Origin of the sequence: Mycobacterium asiaticum, from assembly GCF_001673315.1 — a bacterium.
In the GTDB taxonomy this organism is placed as follows: Bacteria; Actinomycetota; Actinomycetes; order Mycobacteriales; family Mycobacteriaceae; genus Mycobacterium; species Mycobacterium asiaticum_B.
Genome location: NZ_LZLQ01000015.1, coordinates 91,933 through 118,380 on the forward strand (window position 1 = coordinate 91,933; position 26,448 = coordinate 118,380).

Here is a 26,448-nt window from a genome sequence, read left to right on the forward strand (position 1 = left end):
CTGATACGAATTTGGCTCGGCATACTATGTTCGTGCGTGCAGACCGCTGGCTCAATCCGACATCCTCTTTTGGCTATGGACAGTGACCCGCTAGTGCTCGGCCAGCGTGTGGTCGCGATCCTTGAAACCGGCCTGCGCACGGCAACTTACAAACTGGCGACATTGATGGCGCTGATCGAACACTGCATCGAGAATCTCCCTGACCGATCAGGTGACACTTTGCAGGTACCTCTGACCGAGCTGGCTCATCGGGTGTTGGCAATCTACTGGCAGCAGGCACGACCGTTCGACGGACAAGAGCTGCGGCAATCTACGCAACAACGGGCACGAATACTTGCCGCTACCGCTAACCTGCGTGCCGCAGCCGGTCGCGGTATCAGTTCAGTCGATGCGGCGCGACAACGCGCCCCAGCGGTATACGGTCGCGCTATCGACGAAGTGGTGTCGTGCCTTGCTCAACAACCGCTGCATCGGCTACAGAAACTACCGGGCTCGTCTACGAGTGACCCATTTCTATACGATGACTCGTTTTTGCACGATCAAGTATCCCGGTCGACGCTGCGCGCGCACGGCGATGCCATCGAACTCAAGCCCGGTGTGGCGCACGGTCTCGCAAGACTCGCCGGGTTGTTGAAACCGGCCCTGGAAATCATGTGGGTCAACGACGTTCGTCGCATGAACAAATTCCTGGATGCGGCGGTTCCTGATGTCGCCGGACACCTGTTCGGCCGAGCGCGCGCCGCTCTGGCCCCCGTTCGCCAGCCGTTCAAGGAAGTCTTTGGACCGCATTGCTTCTACTGCGGAAATCATCTGCCGGCGAACAACCCGATTGATCATGTGCTTCCATGGTCACTCGTCGGTATCGATGGTCTCTCAAACTTGGTGCTTGCCTGTGCGCGCTGCAACGGAGATAAGAGCGGCGCTCTACCGGCGTTAGCTATCGTTGATCGAGTCCTCGGACGCGATCTCGACTCACTCGAACAGATTGCCTCTGACTTGCAATGGCCAACCCAACACGATCGCGTCGTAGCTGCTGCGAGAGGCATCTACCGCGGGCAACCGGCTGGCATCCCGACCTGGTCGGGCTACAAGCGGTCCGCACGGCTCGACATTAGTTTTCCACCCGGTTGGATCTAGTGGGTGCACACGCGGCCGCGTCACACCCACAGCGTCCCCTGAGTGCACGCTGCTACGCCACGGCTACGGTAGAAGCTTGATAAATCTCGGTCGGCATTGGTCGAAGCAAACGCCAAGTTATTGCCATTGGCCTGTCACCTTCGTGTGAAACATATTGAGCTGGACCGAGAAAAACGTACGGTGCAGCGCCGAAAGCACTCGTCTTTGATTGCCGCACGAAAAGCAGTATGTGAGAACCACGTTCGTAGTGATGAACGTACCGCTGGCCGGTCGGTGAGGCCGACGACGTGGTCGATTGCGATTCCCAGTGAAATAGCTCCGGGCTGATTGCGAAGTCACGGTACATCGTGGTTGGCGAATAGTCGCGATCGGATTTCTTCAGTGTGATTAGGAACGCGTCTGCACGAACTGATTCGCACCACGCCACCCCTTCCCGCATGGTGCTCGGGGTACGCCGCAACGTGGCAAACCCCAGCGCAGCGAGGATTTCTTCGCGTGAGTAACTCGCGTGGAGTTCAAGCGGTACCTCACCTAGCGCGGGAACCAGGCCTGCTAACGCATACGTGCTTCGGCGAGCGCCGTCGAATGCTATGTCAATAACCTGATGCAGCTCGTCTACAACCATCTCGCTCCGGATCGCTTCGAGTCCTGCTGCAGCACTCGGGAATCCGCCACCGGCAGGATTCAACGAGTAGAACAGCATGTCTGCTAGTCGCTTTTCCGCGACGCCGTCCGTCATCAGAGTGCCATTAAGGAGCGCATGGTATGCCGCCCAACGTCGACGGTCGTCGACATGGGCTACGGCGCGCACTCGTTTCACTAGTGCTGCCTCGTGAGGACCAACTTCGGGGCCGAGCTTCCCTGCATCGCGACACAAGCTGGTCCACGACCGATCAGTTTTCAGCACATCTTCTAGTGCTCGTCCGGAACCATGGAGATACGAAGCAAGCTGGTGGCCTGGATGTGCGCGTACCTCGGCCGTAAGCACCGCGCGCTTCGGAGCGACCTGTTGTCGGATGTTCTCCAGCACGAGTTCACGCGCGACCGAGTCGAGCACGATTTGACTGCCGGAGGGCAAGAAGGGAAATCCCTCCTCGACTTGACGCTGCAACCTCTTACCAGTGACGCCAGACAGTGCCCTAAACCGCTGGTCGAAACGAAACTCCCGGCGCTGATGCCCAACAAAGTCCAACGCCGTTAGCACCGTCTTGCCCTGTACTAGCCGCAATCCGCGGCCTAGCTGTTGCAAGAAGACCGTGGCACTCTCGGTCGGGCGTAGAAATAAGACCGTGTCAACTTCTGGAATGTCGAGGCCTTCGTTAAACAGATCAACCGCAAACAGGACGTTAATAGCGCGGTCGCGCAGGGCTTTCAGTGCATCTCGGCGATCCGATGCAGAAGTCTCAGCCGACACAGCTAGAGCGGGAACCTTCGCATCGACGAACCGCTGTGCCATGTAGCGAGCGTGTTCGACGCTCACGCAGAAACCCAAGGCACGCATAGCAGCGATGTCGGCAACCTTGTCGCTTAGCTCTTTCAGCACAACGCGAACGCGCGCATCATCCGCGGTATAGACATCGCTAAGGGCAGACAGGTCGTAACCTCCGCGACGCCACTGAATATCTTTGAGGTCCGTACCGTCATAGACACCGAAGTAGTGGAACGGGCACAGCAGATTCTGCTCAAGGGCTTCCCATAGACGTAGTTCAGCAGCTACGCGACCATCGAATAAGTCACGAACGTCGACACCGTCAGACCGTTCAGGGGTAGCCGTAAGTCCCAGCAGCTCAATGGGATTAACGTGGTCGAGTAACCGCCGGTAGGAGGCCGCTTCCGCATGATGAAATTCGTCGACGACCACGACGTCGAAATGGTCTCGTTCGATGCCTGAAAGTCGCGCCTGTGACAGTGATTGGATGCTGGCGAACACGTGACGCCATGAGGACGGCTCCTGCCCGTCAACGAGCAGCTCGCCAAATGTCGCGTCAGTCAGCACTTCTCGATACATGCGCTGTGACTGAGCGAGGATCTCTTTGCGGTGTGCGACGAAGAGAAGTGTAAGGTCTCGACCATGGGTCTCGCGGGTGAGCCGCCGAAAGTCCAGGGCCGCGATGACCGTTTTCCCGGTACCCGTCGCTGCCACGATGAGATTGCGATGTCGGTCGTGAACAGTGCGTTCGGCGTCAAGCTCTTCGAGGATCTCTGCTTGGAATGGTTTGGCATGCACCTCCAAGCCAGATAGCATCACGTCGAGAGGGGCACGCTTGCGGGATCCAGAAGCCATCTCAAGCGCATTGCGCAGGCGGTCGCCATCTTCGGCGGGCTTATAGATTTCGAATTCTCTATTCTCCCAGTAGGAATCGAACGTGGCACGGAACTTTTCCAGGAGATGCGGCGTCGACATTGCCGACAGGCGAACGTTCCATTCCAATCCGTCGACGAGGGCGGCGTGCGACAAGTTACTTGATCCAACATAAGCAGTATGGAAGCCGCTGTTACGCCTCAACAGCCAAGCTTTGGCATGCAGGCGTGTTCGGTCGGTTTCATAGTTGACGCGAACCTCGGCGCCAAATTCGTTTACCAAAGCATCAAGAGCGCGTGCGTCCGTAGCCCCGAGGTAAGTCGTTGTGATCACACGCAGCGGGATGTTGCGCTGGCGCAGTTCGTTCAACTGTTCTTCGAGCAGGCGCAAACCTTGCCATTTGACGAACGCGCATAGCAAGTCGACGTTGTCGGCACTGGCGAGCTCGGCGCGAAGCTCCGCGGCAAGCGTGGGTTCATTGCGCGCATTCGTCATCAACGCTGTGTCGGAGAAGGGGATGGCGGGTCGCGGGAGACGGGCGGTGTTGAGTCTGGTTACGCTCGCTATCTCGTCGAGACGGGCAATCTTTCCTGGCTCACGCAAGTGAAGAGTCTCGGTTATTGCCGATGCATCCGGCAAGATTTCAAGGATCCGACGGGCAAGGTCCGCCCGCGCATCCGCTGTCCCAGCTATGCGCATTGAGCGTTCGATAATCGGTGAGAGGTGACGGGCGATCGTGAGCGATTGCTCGGCTTCGTCGACGTTTGCATAGGCTCCGCGTAAGCCGTCTTGTTCAGATAGATGCTGATAGAGGCGTGCCGTCAACAACGACTCGTAGACGCCGTCATGCATTTCTCGGTCAGCGGCGGACATCGCCCGCTTCCCTCCTTCGTTCATATCGATGCCTCGAAGTGATCGCGGCGGGGCAGCGATTGGTAGATATGGATCTGCACTGGAGACTAGTGATATTTGTTCAGCGCCCTACCAACTAGCGCCAACCGGCCGTGCTCGTCACAGCTGCTCGTCACGCACCCCTTCGGAGTTAGCGAATTTTACGGGGCCACCGTGTAGTTGCGGGCCGATTTCGCGCATGTGGAATCCCGGGTATGAGATTCGAGCATTTTGGCACGCACGTACCGGTATGTCTCGTACTCTCGCTTCGTCAGCAGCAACGAAGGGGGAGGATCGGCATGACGATCCGCAATTACATTCTGGCGGCCGCAGCGGCCGTCGCCATCCTGGGCGTAGGCGCGTCCGTGGCACCTGCCGCTCAGGCAGACCCGCCGTACGCCAACTGCAAAGCGGCAGCCAAGGACGGCCGGTACAACATTCCGCGTGGCGATTCTGCGTACGGGTCGTGGTTGGATCGAGACAACGACGGGATCGCCTGCGAAAAAAGGTAAGCCTGGAACCAGCCCGCCACTGCATAAGGGTGGCGGGCTGGTCGCGGATCGGCCGAAACAACTGACGGGCCCTAGCGAAGCACTGCCAGGCTCATGCGAACACAAAATCCGCGCAAAGCCCAGTTCACCTACCAAAACTACAGCCGCGGCGCTCGAACTCTCGACCAACTCTTAGGGAGCCCGGCGTTGCCAGTCTTTTCCAACATCTCAAGGCCGTCAATGGTCTGCTACACCGGTTTTCGGGGGTATATGTGCGAGGGGTAGCGCATCTCGCCGCTCGTTGAGCACGATTCGAAAACCGTTGGTGCATCACAATCTGGTTCGGGTTGGAGTTGACGATCGAGCATTTCAGGCGCTCCTGCGAGTCCGGGTAGTGCTGATACACCTCGGCCGAAGCGCTTCTTCGAGTGGGCCGGTTCGAACGGTCGTATAGGCGCCGGCCAGCTCGGGCATGCGTTGCATACTCGCAGCTCATCGACACCGGCCGTCCCAAAGCCCTCGATCACCGCAAGTCAGAGCTGTAGCATCCCAGGCACCGTTTGTGCGCTCGGAGGGAGGTTTGGTGGGGGCGGAGGCTGCGGGCGAGGACTTCGGGCGCTACCGGCTACTCGAGACGATCCGCTGGGGTGGCAACGGCACGGTCTATCGGGCCTACGACACAACGATGCGGCGCGAGGTAGCCATTCGGGTGCTTCCTGCAGCAGCGACCGGGGATTCGGAGCAGCACAAGAAGATTCGGGATGAGGTCGCCGTCGCGGCCCGGCTGAGCAATCCGAACATCATCCCGATCTACGAGATCGGCGACATCGACGGACGGCTCTACCTGGCGATGCCAGTCCTTGACGGCATTGATGCCCAGAGCTTGCTCGGCCGGGACGGGCCGATGACTCCACGATTGGCCGTGCGCGTGATCGAGCAGACTGCGGCGGCCTTGGAAGCCGCCCACAACGCCGGGCTGGTGCACTGCGATGTGAGACCGTCGAACCTGTTCGTCATAGGCGGCGAAGTTGTGTACCTGCTCGATCTCGGGGTCGCCGCTCACACCTCGTCAGCTACAAACGCCGGGAGTTTGCCCTACCGCGCGCCGGAGCGTTTCGGTCCCGGTCCCGCAGAACCCAGCAGCGACATCTACGCCCTGGCCTGTGTGCTCTATGAATGCCTGACCGGACAGCAGGCCGTTACAGGCGACAGCATCGAACAGTTCGCAACCGCGCACTTAAACCGCGAGCCGCCCAAGCCCACCGACATCGACCCGGCAATCCCGACCGGATTCGACACCGTAATTGCGCGTGGCATGGCCAAAAAGCCCGAAGACCGCCTTCAATCCGCCCGCGAATTGGCTTTCGCAGCAAGGGATGCGCTCGCATCCCCTGTCGTCGCGGCGCCAACGCCCGTCGTTGAACAAGAGTTCGGCCGCTACCGTCTTTTCGAATTGCTCGGCCAGGGCAGCATGGGTTCGGTTTATCGCGCCCACGACACCGAGCTGAACCGCGACGTGGCCGTCAAAGTGCTGCGGCCTGAAATGGCTACCGAGCCAGGCTATAAGGAGCGGTTTCGCCGCGAAGCCTATGCGGCGGGCCGGCTGGCCAACCCGAACATCATCCCGATTTATGACGCCGGGGAGATCGACGGGCGCCTGTACCTGGTGATGCCGATCATCGACGGCATCGACTTGCACACGGTGCTCAGTCGCGATGGACACATGAGCCCGCTCAAGGCGGTCCGGGTTGTCGAGCAGGCCGCCGCGGCTCTGGATGCTGCTCACAAATCGGGGCTGGTGCATCGTGACGTGAAGCCGTCGAACCTACTGATGGTCGGCGATGACTTTGTGTACTTGATCGACTTCGGACTGGTGCAGGAAGCGGTCGGAACTCGCTTGACCCGTACCAATCTGAACCCTGGGACTCCGGCGTATATGGCCCCGGAGCGTTTCAAGCTCGAGACCATCGCCGATGCCCGCGGCGACGTGTACTCACTGGCCTGTGTGCTCTACGAATGTCTGACCGGACAGGTGCCTTTTGTCGGCGGCGGCGTGGAGGGATTAGCCGCCGCTCATCTGTTCAACGAGGCGCCGAAACCCAGCAGCATCGACCCTGCGATACCCGTCGGTTTCAACGATGTCATCGCGCGCGGGATGGCCAAGGACCTCAATGAGCGATACCAAACGGCGAATGAACTGGCTGTAGCTGCCCGAGCGGCACTCGACACCGTCTCAGGCGGGGCTGCGACACAACCCGCTGTTTCTGGGCCAGCCGCCACGTCGCGAGACACCGAGATCACTTCTCCCCCTTCGCTATTACCATCGCGGCGTCATCGTCGCCGTGCCTTCGCCATCGCGGCGGCTGTGATCGTCGTCGTTGCCGTCGGCACATTCTTCGGCCTCACGAAGTTCCCGATCGATTCGAAGGCGCGGGCTCAGATCGTCTTGCCTTTCACCGGTCTCGACGGACCCGCAGGCATTTCGGTCAATGCGAAGGGCGATGTCTACATCGCTGACAGTGGCAACAACCGGGTGCTCGAGCTGGCCGCTGGATCGACTACCCAGACCCCGGTGCCGTTCGCGGGCCTGGATCACCCCGACGACATAACAGTCGACAACGCGGGCAACGTGGTAGTCACCGAACCAAGGCGGCACCGGGTGCTGGAGCTGACGGCCGGATCGACCAACCCGAATGTCCTGCCGTTCACCGACCTCGGAGAGCCCACGGGCGTGACGGTCAGTTCGCGCGACCCGCGCGCCGATCGCGCCGTCGTCGTCACCGACGCCACGCACAATCGGGTGCTGGCACTGCGCGCGCAATCCACCGTGCAGACTGAGTTGCCGTTCGAGAGTTTGGCGGGACCCTCGGCCGTTTCGGTCGGTCGCGACGGTGCCGTCTTCGTCATCGATCGGGACAACGAGCGGGTGCTGAAACTGCCCCGGACGGCCACGGTTGATACCGTCCTGCCCTATGTGATCGGTCGTCCGGACTGGGTGGCGGTCGGGACCGACGGCAACGTGTACGTGACCGACAGCCGCGGCAACCGCGTCCTGAAGCTGGTCAAGGAGTCAAGCACGGCAATCACGTTGCCGTTCAACGGACTTAAAAATCCGCAAGGTGTCACCACCGACGCCACCGGCAATGTCTACGTCGCGGACGCCGGCAATAACCGAGTGCTGAAGCTGCCCCCGAGCTGACGCTCTCAGCATAAGAACACCACTGCGCCTGCGCCGGTTTGTCGGGCACCGACAGCGGACGGCGGGTCGCTTGTCCGAAACCGGCAAGCGGTCGAGTCACATTCGCAGCCACCCTGGAGGGTGACGACGAAGGGATCTCACCGAATGACTCATAACGAGCCAGTTTGGATGACACGAAAGGCCTATATCGGCCTGCACATGCAGCTTGCAACCCTGCGGGCAGGAGTCGGCGGCGAAGTATCCAAAAGTGCAAACGGCCGTGACGACGTCGTGGCTGAGCATCACGCATGGCAAGTGCGCATCAACCGGCTTCACGACCTGATAGCCAACGCGATGGTCGGTGAGGATCCGCCAGATGACGGGCTTGCCGAACCCGGCATGGTGCTGACGGTCCGCTACGACGACACCGGTGAGACGGAACCGTTTCTGCTGGGCGTGCGTGGAGTCGAAGATGCCGACATCGAGGTGTATTCACCGCAGTCGCCACTCGGCAGCGCGATCGTCGGAGCTCGCCCAGGCGAGCAGCGACGGTATTGCAACCCCAACGGTGTCAAGCGGTACGTCACGTTGCTCAGTGCGGCGCCTTATGGGACATATGTGTTGACAAGCAAACCCGACCAACCGGTTTCAGCCCGAAGGCCCAAGTCCGCCGCGGCGTGAGCACGGGTCTTCCCAGGTATCGACCAAACGGGCAGAGGAGGAGATAGACATGTCAACAATCACTGAAAACCTGGACATGACAAGCACTTTCCCGCCGATCCGGGCCGGCCGCGCGAGCAGTAATAGCACCGAGGACATACTCGCGCGTCTTCTCGCACTCCAGCGGTGGGAATCCGAAGGAGGGGCAGTGCATTCGGCTGCCGAGATCATAGCCGGGGAGCACTCGGGGTGGCGGTGAGCAGGAACCTGACCGTTGGCTCTCGCCCGATGTATGGGTGAGTGCCGAGGACACCAGTGGACAGCCGTCGCCGCATCCGAGGCGAGCACGGAGGCGGCGATAGGCTCATCGGCAAGGATCAGCCGAAACGGTAGCCGGGCCAAAAGCCCAGCTCAGGCACCTAGTTGGGCGGGCGAGGCGCGAACCCGCGACCAATGTCATGAGCTCATTTCAGCGACGCCTTGACCTGCACAGATGGTTTTGCAGTTCGCCGGAAGTCGCATGCCGTGCTCGGTTCGCAGGCGTTAGTCTCATTACGCGGCTTTGCCAGTTCGGGGGCGTGTTCGCGCCGACGCCACCGCGGCGGTGCGGGAAGACCATAGGAGTTTCGGAGGGCACAAAGATGTGCGGAATCTTCGCTGCGATGACCCGCCGTGGCCTTTCACCTGAACGGCGCGATGCCGCACTGAAACTTTTGGAGCACCGTGGGCCGGATGGCTCCGGCAGTTGGACATCGCGCGACGGCCGATGGACGCTGGGGCACACGCGGTTGTCAATCATTGGTCTGGACAACGGGAGTCAGCCAATGACAAGCCCGGAGGGCACGGTGCATCTAGTCGTCAACGGCGAGTTCTACGGCTACCGCGAAATCCGCGAGCGCCTTCGCGCAGACGGGTATCGCTTCTCCACCGCCAGCGACAGCGAGATCGCGCTGCACCTGTATGCGGAGCGGGGCATCCAGGCCGCGGCGGAACTGCGCGGGGAATTCGCAGTGATCATTGCCGACGAACGCCAACGCGCGATGTATGCGATCCGCGACCGGTTCGGCGTCAAACCCCTGTACTACGCGGCAATCGGTGGCGATGTTTTCTTTGCGTCGGAGATCAAAGCGCTGTTGGCGTTGGGTGTGCCGGCCACATGGGACCTCGAGGGCGCTACCGGAGGGTTCGGCAGATCTCACGAGAAAACTGAGTTCGCCGGCATCAGTACGGTTCCCCCGGGTTGCTATGCGATCGCCCGGGATGGCGGCGTTCGCATCTACCCGTACTGGGATTGGGAGATCCCGACTGCTGATCAGATGCGCACGGACAAGCGAAGCGAGGCCGAGGTCGTCGACGAATTTCGCCAGGCGTTACAGGATGCCGTGCGCGAAAGGCTGGTCGCCGACGTCGAGGTCGCGTCGTATCTCAGTGGTGGCATCGATTCCTGTGCCGTCCTGGGACTCGCGCAGCAGGAGATGAACCGGCCCATTCGCGCGTTCACTCTCACCTTCGAGAACCCGCTCTACGACGAGGCAAGCGTCGCTGAAGCGCAGGCGAAACTCGTCGGCGCGACATATCACCCGATACCGATCACTGGACGTGAGATTGCCGACTCGTTTGCGGACGCGGTCTGGCACGCCGAAACGCAGATGTTCAACGGCCACGGCGTGGCCAAGTATCTACTCAGCCGCGCTGTCAGGGCCGCAGGCATCAAAGTGGTGTTCACCGGCGAAGGCGCTGACGAGATGCTGGGCGGGTATCCGTACTACAGAGTCGATGCACTGAACAACGACGCGACATTGAACGCCGACGAGAGATCGGCTCTGCTCGATGAAATGCTTGGAGCCAACGCTGCGACTCGCGCGCTGATGATGCCGGATCAAGTCAGCAGTCCTGAGATGCAGGCGGTCGAGCGCAGGCTCGGTTGGCTTCCGGCAACACTGAATGTCTCCGCCGCGCAGACCAATAGCGTGTCCCCACTGCTTCGTGACGACCTTCCGGATTCGGTTCGGGGCTACCAGCCGCTGGTGTCCGCGCTGGATCGCTTGCCGATCGCGCAACGAGTCTCCGGACGCGACCACTTGAATCAGATGCTCTACATCAATGCCAAGACGGTGCTGCCCAATTTCATCCTGAACTATCTCGCCGACCGTATGGAGATGGCTCATTCCATCGAAGGGCGGGTGCCGTTCCTGGACCACCGTGTCGCCGAGGCCGCGGCTCGTGTGCCGGTAACCATGAAAGTCAAGGGAATTCGTGAAAAACACGTCCTTCGCGAAGCGGCGAAAGACGTGTTGATACCGGAAGTATATGACCGCCAGAAGCATCCATTCACGACGCCGCCGACACGCGACCCGCGCGACCCGATGCTGGCTTTCTACCGGGATACGTTTGCCTCACAAGCCGCCAAGGACCAGCCGATCTACGACATGAACAAGGTCTCCACAGCGCTCGATCAACTGCTCGAGTGCCCGGACGATCAGCGCATAGCTGTCGAGGGCTGCCTGCAACGTGTGGCGAGCGTAGTAGTGATGCAGGAACTGTTTTCGATGACGTGAGGCATGCGGGACTCGCGAACGTCGAAGATCGCCCCCGAGGGCCTCAGGCAAGCATCGGGTCGATCGCCGACCGAGGCACCAGGACCTGCGTGCCCCCGGCTGAGTCGGGCAGCAGCGTGCCCTGATCGAAAAAGAAGATCACCCCGTCATTGACCACCGCGAAATTCTGGTAGTTGGCGGGGTCGTACAGGGCGGTTTGTGCGATCGGCACCGCCGGTGCTGGCGGGGCGGCGGCCGGGGCCGGCTGTCCCGGTTGCGCGGGCGGTGCGGCCGGCGGCGGGGCCTGCTGCTTTGTCAATTCCGCCTGGACGATCGGCGCTACGGTCTTCAGCGGATCGTCGACCCGCCACAACGGCGCATGTTCCTTGTCGTCCGACTTGGCCGTATAGACGATTTCCTTGCGATAGGTCTGGTCCCAGTTGAATGCCTTGAAGGTCGTCTGCGGTTGCGCGCCGCCGACGTTTCGGTACACGTTGAACACCACGGCCTGGGTGCCGCGCGGTGGAATCGCCGAGCTGTATTCCGTCGGCTTGATCTTCAGCTCATAGGGCTTGTCGTGCGGGGCGCCCGACTTCGCCGTGTTCAGGAACGCCTCGCGCGTCTGGGAGATGAACTCGGCGACCGGCTTCTGGTCGGGGTAGTCCAGCGGCATGCTTATGTCAACGCTGTACGCGGGGTCGGATAGCTGGATCTCACACATGCTGCCCGTGCTACTGCCCTTGAGGTCCGCGCAGTAATCCTTCGGCGCCGCCGACGCCGCAGGAGAACCGAAGATGGCCGCAGCCGCAACAAGTACGGTGACGCTGAACAGGCGCATGAGTAAATCCCTCCGAGCAAACGCGGCAGCCTGCCGCGGACGCGAGTTTGGCTTGCAGTTTCCTGCTGTGGGGCGCGCGGAGCCCCGCTGCATACCGTAGTCCGAACTCAAGGCGTCGTCATAAACCGCGGGGTCGCTGACCTCGCAACGTCGCAGCCGCCCACGCCGGCCCCGGCGCGAGTAGCGTCGAATTGGACGGTTCCGCATCGGCGCCATGGGTGTGATGCGGAACACAGCAAAGACCTGAGCGACCGGTGTGAGCGCTGGAGCCTAAAGCTCCCCTTCGACCATGGTTACGGCCCACAGCGGCGGCGGGTTTGCGCGATGGGAGGTTCGGTGTCCGAATTAGGTCGAAAGACCGTGCTGATCACCTTCGGGCGGTCATATCTGTCACTTCACCTCGCCCGCCTGATGAGTGCCGCGGGGCACGACGTGCTGATCACGGACTCGGTGCGGTATCCCTTGAGCAAATTCTCGTCGGCCGTACGGAAGACGTTTCGTGCCCCGCGACCGAGGTACGAGCCGGTCGAGTGGACGCAAGCCCTCGCGCGCATCGTCCGCGAAGAGGGTGTCGACATGGTCGTGACGGTCCACGAAGGGACCGAGATCCTGGCAAACACGATCAAGCGATACCCCGACCTGTTCCCGGACCGCGACAAGTTGTTCCTCTCCAGCTTCGACCTGGAGGCGCGGCTGGAGAACAAGTACGAATTCCAGGCCGCACTCAAAGCGCTGGGCATACCCACCCTCGACTTCGCGCTCGTCCGCAGTCAGCAGGAGCTCGAAGCGCTGGACTTCGACCAACCCTTCGCCCTCAAACGCGTCTACTCGCGGGGGTCGCAGGACGTGCACAAGGTGCACCCGGGTGAGCTGCCGCGTGGACTTAGTTTCGACGCGGGCAACCCGTGGATTGCGCAGCAGTGGGCCGATGGGACGAACTATTGCTCGTATTCGGTCTGCCACGACGGCGAAGTGAAAGCCCACGCGCAATACCCGGTGCGTTACGCGATCGACGGCACATCATGTCTGATGTTCGAATCCGTCGAACACGACGAGATCGCTGAATGGACTCGCGAATGCGTCAAGGCGTTCAATTTCACCGGCCAGATGGGACTGGACTTCGTCGAAGTGCCCGGCCAAGGGCTCTTCACGGTCGAATGCAATCCGCGGGCAACCAGTGGCGTGTTGTTGTTCGATCCAGAGACGAGGGTTGACAGAGCGTTTTTCGGGGTGAATGACGAGGTCATTGTGCCGCAGCCAGGTGTGCGGAAGATGCTGGGCCCGGGGATGATGATGTACGGATGGCGCAAATCGGCGCTGCAAGGCAACACTTTTCGAGGTTTTCTGCGCGACTATCGGTGTACTGACGACGCCGTCTTCACCCGCCGCGACCTGAAGCCGACGTTGGCGCTGCCACTGGTCGCGGCAACCATTTTCGCCGAGGCCGCTCGGTATCGGGTCAATATTCCCGACGCGTTCATGCACGACCATGACTGGGACGGCACCGACCTACCTTCGTGAATCTCGCTGCGCGCGGCAGAAATCGGTGATTCGGGCGACGCTGTCGCCCGGTGCGGTGAAGATGCCACCGTGACCTGCGCCGTCGATCCGTGCAAACTGGGCGCCGGGGATCAGCCGAGCTGTCGTTTCACACAACGCGGGCGGAAAGAACAGGTCGTGTTCGAATGCCAGGACGAGCGTGGGCACGTCGATGGCAGCTAGATGCTCCCGGGTTGGCTCCCCCGACGTGATCCACTGTTGGGACGCCGTCAGCTGCCCCTTGAACCCCTCCTGGCCTGCCCAACCGGATTCATAGCCGGCCGACAGCGCCTGCTGCCAGCCGCGCACCGTCGCCGGATCTTGCAGCATCGGAAGGTGCAGAGTCGTCAGCAGCTGCTCGAAAACCAATACCTCACGCGGCAATTCGCCGTAGCGCTCGATCAGGCCGAGTTCCATCTCCCCCACCATCGCGCCCACCGGCGAGGGCTGCAGGCCCGCGAAGAGGACCAGCGCGCGCACGAGGTCCGGTCGAGTACGCAGAAGCGTCTGTGAGACGTAACAGCCCATCGAGTAACCGATGACGATGGCCTGTTCGACCTCGAAATGGTCGAGGATGGCGGCGGCGTCGACGGCGAGGTCGGACACCGAGTACGGCGCGGGCGGCGCCGAGGACGGCGCCATTCCGCGCGCGTTGTACGCGATGACCTGGAATCCGGCGTCGACGAGGGTTTCAGGCAGTCCGCAAATGGTCCAAGTGATGCTCGGCATGCCGAGGCCGCCGATCAGTAGAACGGTCGGGCCTTCGCCGGAGCGTTGCACGGAGAGCTCAACGCCCGGTTCTGAGATGACGTATTCGAACCCGTCATCGGGCGGTGCGCCCGTTGCATCGGTCATCAGTTCAACTGTAATAACGGCGCCGCGCATGCTCGCCGCCGTGCGATGCCGCGGCCGGAACTCGCTTCGACACGACCATCCCAGGACTCGTGAAGTCCCCTGTGAAGGCCCTCGTGGCGGCTTACACCGCCGTCCGTGCCTACCACAAGTGCTCCGTGGCGGAGCCCGCCAAGCACTACAACGGCCTATCGATCGTTGCCAACGGTCACCTCGACGACCCTCGCGACGCAAACACGATCATCGAGTCCCCAACGCCGACGTTGTTGCCCTCGCCAGGCCCGCACTGGCCAAGCGGGACTGGCCGCGGCGCGTGCGAACAGGCCAATCGTTATCCTCCGACGTGCCGGCCGACCTTTTCGGACCTCTCGCAACGATCAAGGATTGGGAAGTCGCCGACAGTCAGGCATAGCCGGGCAAGTGGGGCGCGTGCCAATGTTTCAGATTGCGCCAACCGACCGTAGGCGCTCGATCCCGGCTGCGTCGTAACCTGCCAGGCCGGTGAGCAATTCCTCCGTGTGCTGCCCAACCTGCGGCGCTGTTGGCGGTGCGAACCCTTCGTCGGGTTTGGCCTTGATGCACGTTCCCATCAATCGCTGCGACGTTCCATCCGGCTGAGGCTGCTCGTAGACCAGGCGACGCGCCTTCGCATGGCCGTCGTCGAACAGGTCTGCGCCCAAAAATGCTGGCGCCCCGGCGATGTCGGTCGCAATGAAGAAATCGGTCCATTCCGTGCGGGTACGGCTCTTGAAGATCGTTGTCAGCTCATTGCGCAGCCGAGCCTCTGCCTCGAGATCCTTCCCCGGCTGCTGACGCCCCGCTTCGTAGAGATCCATCCTGTCGAGTGACTCGCAGAATCTCAGCCAGAACTTGTCCTCCAGGGCGTTGAAGACCACGTAATTGCCGTCGCCCGTCTCGTAGTACTGGTAGCGAAGCGAGGCGCGGATTCCCTCACCGTAGGTCGGTCGACCGTTCGCTAAAGCCGTGAGGTGCTGGAAGTTCCAGTTGATCGCCGCATCGACCTGCGCGACTTCGATGTACTGCGGCTCGCCGTCACGCCCGGCGGCGTGCAGCGCGGCCAGTAAGCCCATCGCCGCGTACAGCGGTCCGGCCAGCACACCGGTCGTCCCGGTGGCCGCGCCCGAGAGTCGTGGCGTCCCATCCGCTTCGATGATCGGCGGACTTAACCCGGCGAAGCAGTCGAAAGACAGCCCATGCGTGGGTAATCGGGTGTAGGGCCCGTAACTGCCCATGCCGTTGAGCACGCAATAAACCACTGTGGGGTTGACCGCGACGATGTCGTCGTAGCTGAAGCCCAGCCGGTGTGCGGTTCCGTGACGCAGTCCGTCGATCACCACCGCCGATGTCGCGGCCAGGCGCCGAAAGGCATCTTGTCCCTCAGCCGTTTTCAGGTTTATTGCCACACTCTTCTTGCCGCGGTTCCAGTGCGAATCCTGCAACTCGCCACCGGAAACCACCGAACCGCGGAAACCACCCCCGCCGGGCGGCTCCACCTTGATCACCTCCGCACCGAGGTCAGCCAGATGCCCGCCCAGGGCATCCGCAGAAAACAGCGACACCTCGAGGACCCGGACGTCCCTGAGTAGTTGCATGCCAACACCTTTCCAGGACCTTTCCAGGATCTTTCCGACCCGAGTCCCCTCGCTACATCATGGTGATTGATTTCAGCTCGGTGTATTCCTCGAAGCCCCAGCGTCCCTGCTCTCGCCCGAGCCCACTTTGTTTGAAGCCGCCGAAGGGCCCGCCACCGTTGAACATTCCGCGCGCCGGCAGAGACCAGCCGGGCCCCTGCCCGCCGCCGGGATTGGCACCGAGGTCGGCGCCCTGCGCGACGGTCTGCACCATGATGGTGCCTGTCTTGACCTGCCTCGCTACGTTGAATCCCCTTGCGGCATTGCGCGTCATCACCAGACCCGCCAGCCCGTAAACGGAGTCGTTCGCGATGCGGATGGCCTCGTCTTCGGAGCGATAGGTCATCACCGCCAGCACCGGCCCGAACACCTCTTCCTGGCACAGGCGCATTTCGCTGCGGCAGCCGACGAATGCCGTCGGTTCGTAGTAGAAGCCGCGCTCGAGATGCTCGGGCCGTTTGCCGCCGACTACCAGTTGCGCGCCGTCCTCTAGACCCGCCTGGACAAAGGATTCGACCCGCTGACGCTGTTGATCTCTGATGAGCGGCCCGACGACAGTCCCAGGATCACGCGGGTCCCCGACTGTGATCATCGGGGCCATGGCTTTGAGGCCCTCGACATATGCGTCGAGCAGGTGCTCGGGCAGCAGCAGGCGCGACGTGACGGTGCATGCCTGTCCGGCATGCATCAGCACTTGCCCGAAACCGATTGCTGCAACATCACTTTCGGTGACATCGTCGAGGACGATGTGCGCACTCTTGCCGCCGAGCTCCAGCTGTGCGCGCTTCATCGTGGCCGCCGACAGTTCGCGGATGCGCCGACCGGTCGCCGTCGACCCGGTGAACCCGATCATGTCCACACCACGGTGGGTACACAGCTCCTCACCCACGTCGGCACCGCCCACGACAACGTTGAACACACCGGGCGGAATTCCGGCTTCCTCGCCGACCTTGGCCAGCTCCAGCGCATTCATCGGAGTCCACGGATGCGGCTTGAGCACCACCGTGCAGCCGACGGCCAAGGCCGACAAGCACTTCTGAATGTTGATCGAGAACGGAAAGTTGAAGGGCGTGATCACTCCGACCACCCCGACCGGTTCGCGGACCACCGTCACCCCACCCAGGCCAGTCGGCGAAACCACGGGCCCGCCTGGGGTCTCCACCCACGTCACATCGTGCTCGACGAACTCGCCGTAGTAGTGGGCCGCCTCGATAGCACCCCCAACCTGAATCAGATCGGTGATGAAACCGGTCGAGCCGATCTCGGCGACGATCAGCTCGCGCAGTTCCTCTTTACGCTCGTCAAGGATGTCAGCGAACCGCTTGATGATCTTTGCCCGTTCCCGGACGGACAGCCAGGGCCACGGCCCTTCGTCGAAAGCGCGCCGCGCGGCCTCGATCGCCATGGCCGCCTGCTTCGGCCCACTGTCGATGACTCGCCCGATCAACTCTTCAGTCGCCGGATCGATGACGTCGATAGTGCCGAGCGCGTTGTCGCTCAACCACTTACCGTCGATGAAGCTCTGGTACTCCCGCATCAACCGAATCCGCCAGCCATCGAAGACGTTGCTACGTCAGCGCCGGGTATGGGGCAGGCTCGAAGTCGAAAACCCGGCGAGCATTACCCTGCAGCACTTTGTATTTGTCGAGATCGGACCGCCCGTCGAGTGCCTTGTGTGCTGCCTGAAGGGAATTAGGCCAGAGGCTGTCGGTGTGCGGATAGTCCGTTTCGATCATCACATTGTCGATGCCGATGAAGTCGAGATTCGCCGCCCCGAAGTCGTCTTCGATGAAGCAGCCATACATGTGGTCGCGGAAGAGCTGGCGCGGAGACTCCGGGAAGATTTCGGGGTCGGTGGGTACGGCGTTCAAGCGCATCGTCGCCGGGTCAACCGCCCAGTTGTTGGCCCGCAGGTATTGGTAATCAGCAGCGACGTGTTCAGCACGCTCGATTAGGTATGGAATCCAGCCGATGCCACCCTCGGCCAACACGATCTTGAGATCTGGGTACTTCTGCAGCTTGCCCGAGAACAGCCAGTCAGTGGTTGAGTTCGCCAGATTGAGATTGATGTTGACCGCCTGAACCCCAAAGGGCGCATCAGGTGAGGTGGTCGGACTGACCGAGGAAGACCCGATGTGCGTACACAGCGGCATCTTCGTCTCGTTCACCACCGCGAAGAAATCGTCCCATTCTCCAGAGTGGATGGACGGAAACCCCAGCGGGTGCAGGTTTTCCGAGAAGGCGATGGCTTTAGCGCCCTTGCCGGCGCACCGCAACGTCTCCTCCACTGCCAATCGGGTATCCCACAACGGAATGATGATCATCGGGATGTAGCGACCCGGCGCCGCCGCGCACCACTCATCGATGACGAAATCGTTGTAGGCGCGCACACACTTGAGACCTAGGTCGCGATCACCGAGGTGGGCGAACATCTGACCACAGAACCGGGGGAAGAACGGGAAGTTCAGCCCCGCGATCACATGATCCTCGTCCATGTCAGGGATGCGGGCCACCGGGTCGAAGTACGCGCGCGGCATCTCGTCGTAATTCACTGGCAGCGGCGAGTACTCGGCCGGCCGTTGGTGAGCCGCGACCAAGATGCCCATTACCGATGCGCGCGCTTGCTCGTAGATCCACGTGTCGACACCGTCGACACGCTCGACGTGTGGCACTCGATCACGGTCGGCGGCCGACGCGCGGTCGACCCAGAGGTTGGGTGGCTCGATGATGTGGTCGTCGACGGAGATCATCCATTGAAGATCTAGGTTGTCCACGGGTTCCTCCCTGATTCCACCGAACCGGTTCATTGACCTGACGAGCGAGCAATGGGCGCGGCTTCGCGCACGACGAATCCCGATTACGGTTAAACCGATGCTAGAAGCGGCTCAGGCGCGCTGTCAAGTAGCACTTGATAAGTCGTCGAGCAACGCTTGGGAATTCGTTATTACGTTGGCAGCGAGGTGATATGGGCTTTGATATGGCTTCGATATGGTTAAGCCCGCTACCCCTCACTGGCCGGTGCGGACACCAGGTGTGAAGACGACTGGCAACGTACGGTAGCCCCGCGTGACCGAGTTGCCATGGAAATCGACTTCCGCCCCGGGCGGGATGGCGTAGTCGGGTATGCGCTTCAGGACCTGTTCGACGCCCACCCGAAACTCGAGTCGGGCGAGATTTGAGCCCAGACAGCGATGGACACCTGCTCCGAAACCGAGGTGACGGTTCGCCTGGCGATCGAGAATGCACTTCTCCGGCTCGTCGAACTCACGCGCGTCGTGATTGGCGGCCGCATAGTTCACGACGACCGTCTCACCGGGACAGAACTTGTGGCCGCTGAGCTCGACCTCTTCCGCGACTGAGCGGTGCAGTCCGTGGACCGAGCCGGCGTACCGGATGAATTCCTCGATCGCGGTGGGCATCAACTCGGGTTGCCCTACGAGGCGGTCGCGCTCCGAAGCATGGGTTCCCAGATGGAAGAACGCGAATGACATTGCACTAGAAGTTGTTTCGAGTCCTGCCTGCACGAGCAGAAGCACATTCGCTACCACGTCATCGAAGCTCATTTTCTCGCCGTCGATCTCGGTGGTGAGTAGAACATCTATGAGGTCGTCACGCGGCGGTTCACTCCGACGTTTGTCGATCTCCTCGCGTACGCGGTGGTAGAGATTCGTCATCGCAGCGATTCGGACCTCTTCGCTCTCACCGTTGATCCCGAGGTCGGCTGTCTCGATGAAGAGCGGCACGTCTTCAACGGGCATGCCGAGCAGATGCCGAAAGAACACGATCCCGGGTTGCTGCCATGCCACGTCGGCGAGATCGCCGCGGCCGGATTCGATGAAGTTGTCGATCAGCGCGTCGGTAATCGCGCGCACCTGGGGCTCCAGCTCTTTCATCCGGCCCGGGGAGAATAATGGGTTGAGCACTTTGCGAAGCTGCTGCTGCCGTGGTGGATCCAAGTTGATCACGATGTCGCCGAACGACGTCGGGTTGCTCCCCGCGGGTTTGCTGGAGAAGCTGCGCCAATCACGCAAGATCTCGTAACAGTCGTCGTAGCGGGTGGCGACCCAAGCGCCTCCCGGCGTAGGGCCCAGGAAGGGGACATCCTGGTGACTGAACGGTCCGCTCTCCCGCATCACTGCATAGACTTCGTAGAGGAATTCTTGGTGGTGGAAATCCTCGTGACGAAGATCGAAATTTCGGGCGTGTTCCTCCGGTGATTTGCTCGTCATGTCCAGTCCCCCACCCCCAAACAACGGCGTGCTGACCTCACAACAGCACCTTCACCCGGCCACGCGGGCACTAGGCGTGAAGACGACGGGCAGCGTGCGGTAACCCCGCGTGACGGAATTGCCATGGAAATCGACGTTTGCCTCGGGGGGAACGGCGTAGTCGGGCATCCGCTTCAGGACCTGCTCGACGCCAACTCGAAACTCGAGCCGCGCGAGATTGGAGCCCAGACAGCGATGGACGCCGGCTCCGAAGCCGAGGTGACGGTTCGCCTCTCGGTCGAGGATGCACCTGTCCGGATGGTCGAACTCGCGCGGGTCGCGGTTGGCGGCCGCGTAGTTCACGACGACCGTCTGCCCGGGACAGAATTTATGCCCGTTGAGTTCAGTCTCTTCGGTGACTGAGCGATTCAGTCCGTGGATCGAGCCGGCGAACCGGATGAACTCCTCGATCGCCGTGGGCATCAACTCGGCTTCCCGTACCAGGCGGTCGCGCTCCGCAGCATGGGAGCCTAAGTAGTAGAACGCGAATGACATTGCGCTAGAGGTTGTTTCGAGTCCAGCTTGGACCAGCAGTATCACATTCGCCACAACGTCGTCGAACCTCAATTTTTCGCCGTCGATCTCGGCGGCAAGTAAGACATCGATGAGGTCGTCACGCGGCGATTCACCACGACGCTTGTCGATCTCCTCGCGTACCCGCATGTACAGATTAGTCATCGACGCGTTTCGGACCTCTTCGCTCTCACCATTGACCGCGAGGTCCGTCGTCTCGAGGTAGAACGGCACGTCCTCCACGGGCATGCCGAGTAGGTACCGGAAGAACACAATCCCAGGCTGCCGCCAGGCGACGTCGGCGAGGTCACCCCGGCCCGACTCGACGAAGTTGTCGATCAATCCGTCGGTCACCGCGCGCACCTGGGGCTCCAGCTGCTTCATCCGACCCGGAGAGAAATACGGGTTGAGAACTTTACGAAGCTGCTGCTGCCGCGGTGGATCGATGGTGATAACGATGTCGCCGAACCACATCAACGAACCGTCCATCGTCAAAGGCTTACTGGAAAAACTGGGCCAGTTACGCGCGATCTCGTAGCAGTCGTCGTAGCGGGTGGCGACCCACGCACCCCCCGGCGTGGGGCCTACGAAAGGGGAATCCTGGTGACTGAACGGTCCACTCTCCCGCATCACCGCGTAGACCTCGTACAGATATTCCGGGTCGTTGAAATCCTCGTGACGAAGATCGAGGTTCTGGGCGTGCTCCTCCGGTGATTTGCTCACCATGGGTGGTCCTTTCCGCGCCGCGCCGTCATCCGTCTGCCGCTGCGCCGGCCCTCGAATTTCCCGCACACGCCGAAACTTGGCTTGGCAGCACAGTAAATCGTCGGCTACCCGGAAGCAAGTCGCACTCGATAACTCACCCACCCGCCGCATCGCGCGCTGACAAGCTTGGCGCCGACAACGGCCCGGCCGGCCTTCTGCGTACGCGTCGAGCTTTACTTCAACAGATATGCGCTGGCTAAAGTGTGTGTGATGACGACAGGCGCGCGGCGACGAGTTCGCGACAAGGACGGCAAACAGCGAGCCCTCCTTGAAGCGGCTGCCGAGGTCTTTGCCGAAGCGGGATACGCGGCCGCTGCGACGAAAGAGATCGCACGGCGCGCCGACTGTTCGGAAGCAATGCTGTTCCACTACTTCGGGGACAAGCGAGGCATCTTCGAGCAGGTTGTCTCTCGACAGATTGCGGATCTCGTCACTGAGGCCGAAGAGCAAGTCGTAGCGGCCCTGCCTGCGCGCTTCGAGGACTATATCGAGCAGCTGTTCTTTGCGAGACTACGGATCGATGATCGGGACAGCGGTGTTCCCGGCTGGGATATTTCCGGTCACGCGTTATCAGATCCGGACTTCTCCCTACGGGTACTGGAGCCGAATCACGCACGCCGTACAGCCGTTATCGCTGAGGGCGTTCGCCACTACCAAACCGCGGGGCAGATCAGGGCCGACGTCGACGCCGACCTGTTCGCCGAGTTGCTGGCTAACTTCATCATCTTCACGACGAGCTTAGGCCCGCGCTGGTTTGGTACCGCCGAGTCAGACATCCGCGCGCAGATCGAACTCGGTTCGCAGATCCTCGCTAAAGGCGTCGGTACGCCAACTGCGAAGCCGCCCGCCAAGCATGGCCGGGCGGAAGCGACGGGCCCCAAAGGCGCGGGCCGCCGAGTGAAAAACTCCAACTAACCTAGCCGCGGCCACAGTTATCGAGTCACACTTGACACTTCAGCCGTTCCGTCGCTAGCGTCGTTGCCAGCTAACCGCAGCCATGCGGATGCAGAACCCTGCTCGACCGGCACGAGCGTGAGGACAGGAAGTGGCGTGTGTGCACTCACCGGCGCGAGTAAGTCACTTCCGAAACCATTGATGCCGAAAGCCGCAAGGCGATGAACACGCTGCGCGGGGTTCGGGTTGTCGAGTGGGCGACGGAAATCACCGGTCCGTACTGCACCAAGTTGTTCGCCGACCTCGGAGCAGAGGTCATCAAGATAGAAGCCCCAGACGGAGATCCGTTCCGCCGCAGAAGGTCTGGCGACCGAAGCAACGCCGATGCGCTGTTCAAATTCTTGAACGCCGGCAAACGCTCAGTCGTCGGCACTTTGCTGTCCGATCTGGAGTCGTTGATCATCTCCGCCGACGTGTTCGTCGATTCTCTTGGGCCGACGGCACTCGACCGCGAGGACCTGCTACGGCGTGCACCACACCTGGTAATCGTGGCGTTGTCTCCTTACGGATTGACCGGACCGTACCGGGACCGACCCGCGACGGAGTTCACGATCCAGGCCGAAAGCGGAACTCTCATACTACGAGGTCGCCCGGACCAACCACCCATTCAAGCGGGCGGGCGAGTCTTCGAATGGGTCATGGCAAGTTATGCCGCCGTCGGGGCGCTCGGGGCATTGCGGCGGGCGCAACGCGGCGGACCCGGCGAAATCGTTGACTGCTCGTTGTTGGAAGCGTGCCATCTCAGCGCAAGCGGATTCGCCGAGCTCTACTGCGAGCTGCTCGGCCGCCCCCCTCTCAGCCTGCCGGCCCGACAGGTCGAAATCCCTTCCATCGAACCGACCGCTGACGGATGGGTAGGCTTCAACACCAACACCCGTCAGCAATTCGAGTCGTTCCTGGCGATGATCGACCGGTTGGACCTGCTCGACGAGGACCCAGCCTGGGCAATGGCCACGACCCGGTGGGAACGCCGCGACGAGTGGAATCGGATTGTGCGGGACTGGACGACGAGACGTTCCACCGGCGAGATCGTCGCGCTGGCCTCCGATCTGCGGATCCCCGTTTCACCCGTGAACAACGGCCAGACCGTGTTGGACCACCCTCAGTTCGCCGCGCGCGGCGTCTGGGGCACATATGCGGACGGCAGCTTTACCCACCCGTTGGCGCCCTATCGGATCGATGGCCTACGACCCGCCCCATCCGCCGGGGCACCTCGACTCGGTGAAATGGCAAAAGTACACGCCCACAACAGGATTGCAACTGCTGACGACCGCACACCGGTACTTCCGCTGGACGGTGTACGGATCCTCGACGCGACAGCGTGGTGGGCCGGCCCCTCCTCCACCCATGTCCTCGCCGCACTCGGCGCCGAGGTCATACACGTAGAGTCGACCGACCACCCCGACGGTGCGCGGATGGCGGCCGCACTGTTCGCCGATCAGCCACAGTGGTGGGAGCGCTCCGGGATGTACCTGGCGACCAACACCAACAAGCGGGGGCTCACCCTCGACCTGTCGTCTCCCCAAGGGCGGGAGCTGTTGTTCGAACTCGTCAAATGCTCCGACATTCTGGTCGAGAACTTCTCCCCCCGCGTCTTCGAAAACTTCGGCATCACTTGGGAGGCCGTCAGTGAGCAAAACCCGCGAATCGTGATGGTCCGCATGCCCGCGTTCGGGCTCGACGGACCATGGCGCAACAATGTGGGCTTCGCGCAGACGATGGAACAGATGACCGGAATGGCTTGGGTGACGGGCCACGACTACGACCAGCCGCGAATCCCCCGCGGCCCGTGTGACCCGCTGGCAGGAATGCACTCCGCATTCGCCATGCTTGCGGCGCTCCGCCGCCGCGACGAGACCGGCCAAGGGTCCTTCATCGAAGTATCGATGGTTGAATCCGCGCTCAACGCGGCCGCCGAGCAGGTTGTCGAATTCACCGCCTACGGGAATCTGTTATCGCGACTGGGAAATCGCAGTCGCGACGCAGCCCCACAAGGGCTTTATCAATGCGCGGGGACCGAGCGGTGGCTTGCGATCTCGGTCGCGACCGACGAGCATTGGCACCACCTGAAATCGGCCCTCGGTGAACCGGATTGGGCGAATGACCCCACGTTGGACACTCACGAAGGGCGGGTTCGGGCACACGACGTGATCGACAAGCATCTCGAGCACTGGACGAGCCGTCAGGACTCCTCGGCCGCGGCACAATTACTTGTCGAACACGGCGTGCCGGCTGCGGATTTGGCGGACGCCAGGGCCGCTTCGACGCACCCTCAGCTGGCCGCACGAGGCGCTTTCGAAAGCCTTGACCATCCCATCGTGGGAACGCATCACGTGCCGGCAATTCCCTTCAAGTTCCGCAGCGTCGACACTTGGTATCGGTCAGCGGCGCCGACGTTGGGGCAGCACAACGCGAGCATCCTCGGCGATCTGCTCGGCCTCGATGCCGCATCGATCGCGGCGCTTTCGGATACGGGAGTCATCGGGACCAGACCAGGCGGATTGGACTAGGCAGCGTGAAACTCCGTGTCGACAGTGAGATGTGTCAAGGCCATAGCCGTTGTTACGCGGCGTATCCCGAAATTTTCGATATCGACGACGAAGGGACCGCCTTCGTCGTCATGGATGAGGTTCCCCCCGAATGGGAAGACCGGGCACACAACGCGATCGCGAACTGCCCCGAGCGTGCCATACACATCGTCAAGGAGTCGCCGTGAAGACCAGTGGAGCAGTTTTGTGGGGACTCAACGAGAAGTGGTCGGTGGAAGAGATCGAACTCGATCCGCCGCAGGAGGGCGAGCTACTCGTCGAGTTCGAGGCCACCGGTCTATGCCATTCCGACCACCACATCCGCACCGGCGACATGTTTGGGGTGAGTTTTCCCTTGATAGGCGGACACGAAGGGGCCGGCGTCGTTCAAGAGGTCGGTCCGGGAGTGCGCGATGTCGCGGTGGGAGACCACGTGGTCACATCTTTCCTGCCGGCATGTGGTCGCTGCCGCTGGTGCGCCACCGGTCGTCAGAACCTTTGTGATTACGGCGCGATCATCCTGGCGGGTGTCCAGGCCGACGGCACCTTCCGGCGGCGAGCCAGAGGACAGGGCATCGGAGCCCTCTCGGGTGTCGGCAGTTTCGCGCAGTGGGGCGTGTTGTCGGAAGCGTCGGTGGTCAAGATCGACCAGGATGTGCCGCTATCGCGCGCATGCCTTCTCGGCTGCGGTGTCACCACCGGTTGGGGTTCGGCCGTCAATACCGCCAACGTCAGTCCCGGCGACGTCGTCGTCGTGGTGGGCTGCGGCGGGATCGGCAGCGGCGCCATCCAGGGTGCGCGGTTGGCGGGAGCGGAGCAGATCGTGGTGGTCGACATAGAGCCGACCAAGCGCGACAAAGCGTTTCAGTTCGGGGCCACTCACTTCGCCACCTCGATGGAGGAAGCAACCCACCTAGTCGGGGAGGTCACGCGTGGTGTCATGGCCGACTCGGCCATCCTCACGCCCGGGCGACTCGAGGGTGCGATGATCAACGACGCGCTCAACGCGGTGCGGAAGGGCGGCGCCGTCGTGGTCACCGCCCTGGCGTCGATGTCCGATGTGACGCCGACGCTACCACTGACGTTGTTCACGCTGTTCCAAAAGCGGCTCCTGGGAAGCCTTTACGGTGAGGCCAACCCACGGGCCGACATCCCTCGTCTGATAAGCCTCTATCGAAGCGGCAAGCTGTTGCTGGACGAAACCGTCACCGCCGAGTACAAGCTCGATGACATCAATGAGGCTTACGACGACATGCTCGCCGGGCGCAACATTCGCGGGGTGATAATCCACGAACACTGAGAATCCGCGAATTTCCTTGCCGCGAAAGGTATAGACCGTCACT

Annotated in this window: 18 protein-coding genes; 10 read left to right on the forward strand and 8 right to left on the reverse strand. The window is 61.8% G+C overall.

From position 1 onward, the window contains the following. Nucleotides 1-75: 75 nt before the first annotated feature. Nucleotides 76-1,137, forward strand: coding sequence for an HNH endonuclease (locus A5636_RS01790; protein ID WP_065156980.1), 1,062 nt, complete (start codon nucleotides 76-78; stop codon nucleotides 1,135-1,137). 52 nt (nucleotides 1,138-1,189) lie between these two features. On the opposite strand, the gene A5636_RS01795 is transcribed toward A5636_RS01790, so the two are convergent. Beyond that, complete coding sequence (locus A5636_RS01795; RefSeq protein ID WP_065157168.1) at nucleotides 1,190-4,291, reverse strand: DUF3427 domain-containing protein; 3,102 nt, start codon at nucleotides 4,289-4,291, stop codon at nucleotides 1,190-1,192. A gap of 338 nt (nucleotides 4,292-4,629) precedes the next feature. Between A5636_RS01795 and A5636_RS01800 the strand changes: the two genes are divergently transcribed. From A5636_RS01800 to asnB, 4 genes are all read left to right on the forward strand, one after another. Beyond that, entirely contained in the window at nucleotides 4,630-4,842 is a 213-nt protein-coding gene (locus A5636_RS01800; RefSeq protein WP_065156981.1) for an excalibur calcium-binding domain-containing protein, read from the forward strand. Between the two features lie 562 nt (nucleotides 4,843-5,404). Then, nucleotides 5,405-8,020 (forward strand): serine/threonine-protein kinase PknD, encoded by a 2,616-nt coding sequence (locus A5636_RS25170; RefSeq protein WP_172827132.1) that lies wholly within the window; start codon nucleotides 5,405-5,407, stop codon nucleotides 8,018-8,020. A gap of 144 nt (nucleotides 8,021-8,164) precedes the next feature. Next, entirely contained in the window at nucleotides 8,165-8,680 is a 516-nt protein-coding gene (locus A5636_RS01810) for a GreA/GreB family elongation factor (RefSeq protein WP_065156982.1), read from the forward strand. Between the two features lie 620 nt (nucleotides 8,681-9,300). Next, complete coding sequence (gene asnB / locus A5636_RS01820; RefSeq protein WP_065156984.1) at nucleotides 9,301-11,217, forward strand: asparagine synthase (glutamine-hydrolyzing); 1,917 nt, start codon at nucleotides 9,301-9,303, stop codon at nucleotides 11,215-11,217. Between the two features lie 43 nt (nucleotides 11,218-11,260). Here the strand turns inward: asnB and A5636_RS01825 are convergent, their stop codons facing one another. Next, complete coding sequence (locus tag A5636_RS01825; protein ID WP_065156985.1) at nucleotides 11,261-12,034, reverse strand: RsiV family protein; 774 nt, start codon at nucleotides 12,032-12,034, stop codon at nucleotides 11,261-11,263. A gap of 336 nt (nucleotides 12,035-12,370) precedes the next feature. On the opposite strand from A5636_RS01825, the gene A5636_RS01830 reads away from it, so the two are divergent. Further along, nucleotides 12,371-13,555 (forward strand): carboxylate--amine ligase, encoded by a 1,185-nt coding sequence (locus A5636_RS01830; RefSeq protein WP_065157170.1) that lies wholly within the window; start codon nucleotides 12,371-12,373, stop codon nucleotides 13,553-13,555. On the opposite strand, the gene A5636_RS01835 is transcribed toward A5636_RS01830, so the two are convergent. The 6 genes from A5636_RS01835 to A5636_RS01860 form a co-directional block, all read right to left on the reverse strand. Continuing rightward, on the reverse strand, nucleotides 13,544-14,458 hold the full coding sequence (locus tag A5636_RS01835) for an alpha/beta fold hydrolase (RefSeq protein WP_253900451.1): 915 nt from the start codon (nucleotides 14,456-14,458) through the stop codon (nucleotides 13,544-13,546). The two genes, A5636_RS01830 and A5636_RS01835, sit on opposite strands and share 12 nt — an antisense overlap. Nucleotides 14,459-14,865: 407 nt before the next feature. Beyond that, nucleotides 14,866-16,038 carry a CaiB/BaiF CoA transferase family protein gene (locus A5636_RS01840; protein ID WP_065156987.1) on the reverse strand — a complete coding sequence of 391 codons (1,173 nt, stop codon included), beginning with the start codon at nucleotides 16,036-16,038 and terminating at the stop codon, nucleotides 14,866-14,868. A gap of 52 nt (nucleotides 16,039-16,090) precedes the next feature. Beyond that, nucleotides 16,091-17,614 carry an aldehyde dehydrogenase family protein gene (locus tag A5636_RS01845; RefSeq protein WP_065156988.1) on the reverse strand — a complete coding sequence of 508 codons (1,524 nt, stop codon included), beginning with the start codon at nucleotides 17,612-17,614 and terminating at the stop codon, nucleotides 16,091-16,093. Between the two features lie 31 nt (nucleotides 17,615-17,645). Continuing rightward, on the reverse strand, nucleotides 17,646-18,851 hold the full coding sequence (locus tag A5636_RS01850; RefSeq protein ID WP_081287557.1) for an amidohydrolase family protein: 1,206 nt from the start codon (nucleotides 18,849-18,851) through the stop codon (nucleotides 17,646-17,648). 234 nt (nucleotides 18,852-19,085) lie between these two features. Beyond that, the gene (locus A5636_RS01855; RefSeq protein WP_065156990.1) at nucleotides 19,086-20,306 is read right to left on the reverse strand and encodes a cytochrome P450; all 1,221 of its coding nucleotides are present in this window, start codon (nucleotides 20,304-20,306) and stop codon (nucleotides 19,086-19,088) included. A 51-nt stretch (nucleotides 20,307-20,357) separates the two neighbouring features. Then, complete coding sequence (locus A5636_RS01860) at nucleotides 20,358-21,584, reverse strand: cytochrome P450 (RefSeq protein ID WP_172827133.1); 1,227 nt, start codon at nucleotides 21,582-21,584, stop codon at nucleotides 20,358-20,360. A 249-nt stretch (nucleotides 21,585-21,833) separates the two neighbouring features. On the opposite strand from A5636_RS01860, the gene A5636_RS01865 reads away from it, so the two are divergent. The 4 genes from A5636_RS01865 to A5636_RS01880 all read left to right on the forward strand — a co-directional run bounded on the left by A5636_RS01865 (nucleotide 21,834) and on the right by A5636_RS01880 (nucleotide 26,405). Continuing rightward, nucleotides 21,834-22,538, forward strand: a complete 705-nt coding sequence (locus A5636_RS01865; RefSeq protein ID WP_253900452.1) for a TetR/AcrR family transcriptional regulator — start codon at nucleotides 21,834-21,836, stop codon at nucleotides 22,536-22,538. A gap of 200 nt (nucleotides 22,539-22,738) precedes the next feature. Beyond that, entirely contained in the window at nucleotides 22,739-25,087 is a 2,349-nt protein-coding gene (locus A5636_RS01870; RefSeq protein ID WP_065156991.1) for a CaiB/BaiF CoA transferase family protein, read from the forward strand. Between the two features lie 5 nt (nucleotides 25,088-25,092). Then, nucleotides 25,093-25,293 carry a ferredoxin gene (locus tag A5636_RS01875; protein WP_065156992.1) on the forward strand — a complete coding sequence of 67 codons (201 nt, stop codon included), beginning with the start codon at nucleotides 25,093-25,095 and terminating at the stop codon, nucleotides 25,291-25,293. Beyond that, nucleotides 25,290-26,405, forward strand: coding sequence for an NDMA-dependent alcohol dehydrogenase (locus tag A5636_RS01880; protein ID WP_065156993.1), 1,116 nt, complete (start codon nucleotides 25,290-25,292; stop codon nucleotides 26,403-26,405). The genes A5636_RS01875 and A5636_RS01880 overlap by 4 nt, the downstream gene beginning before the upstream one ends. Nucleotides 26,406-26,448: the final 43 nt, after the last annotated feature.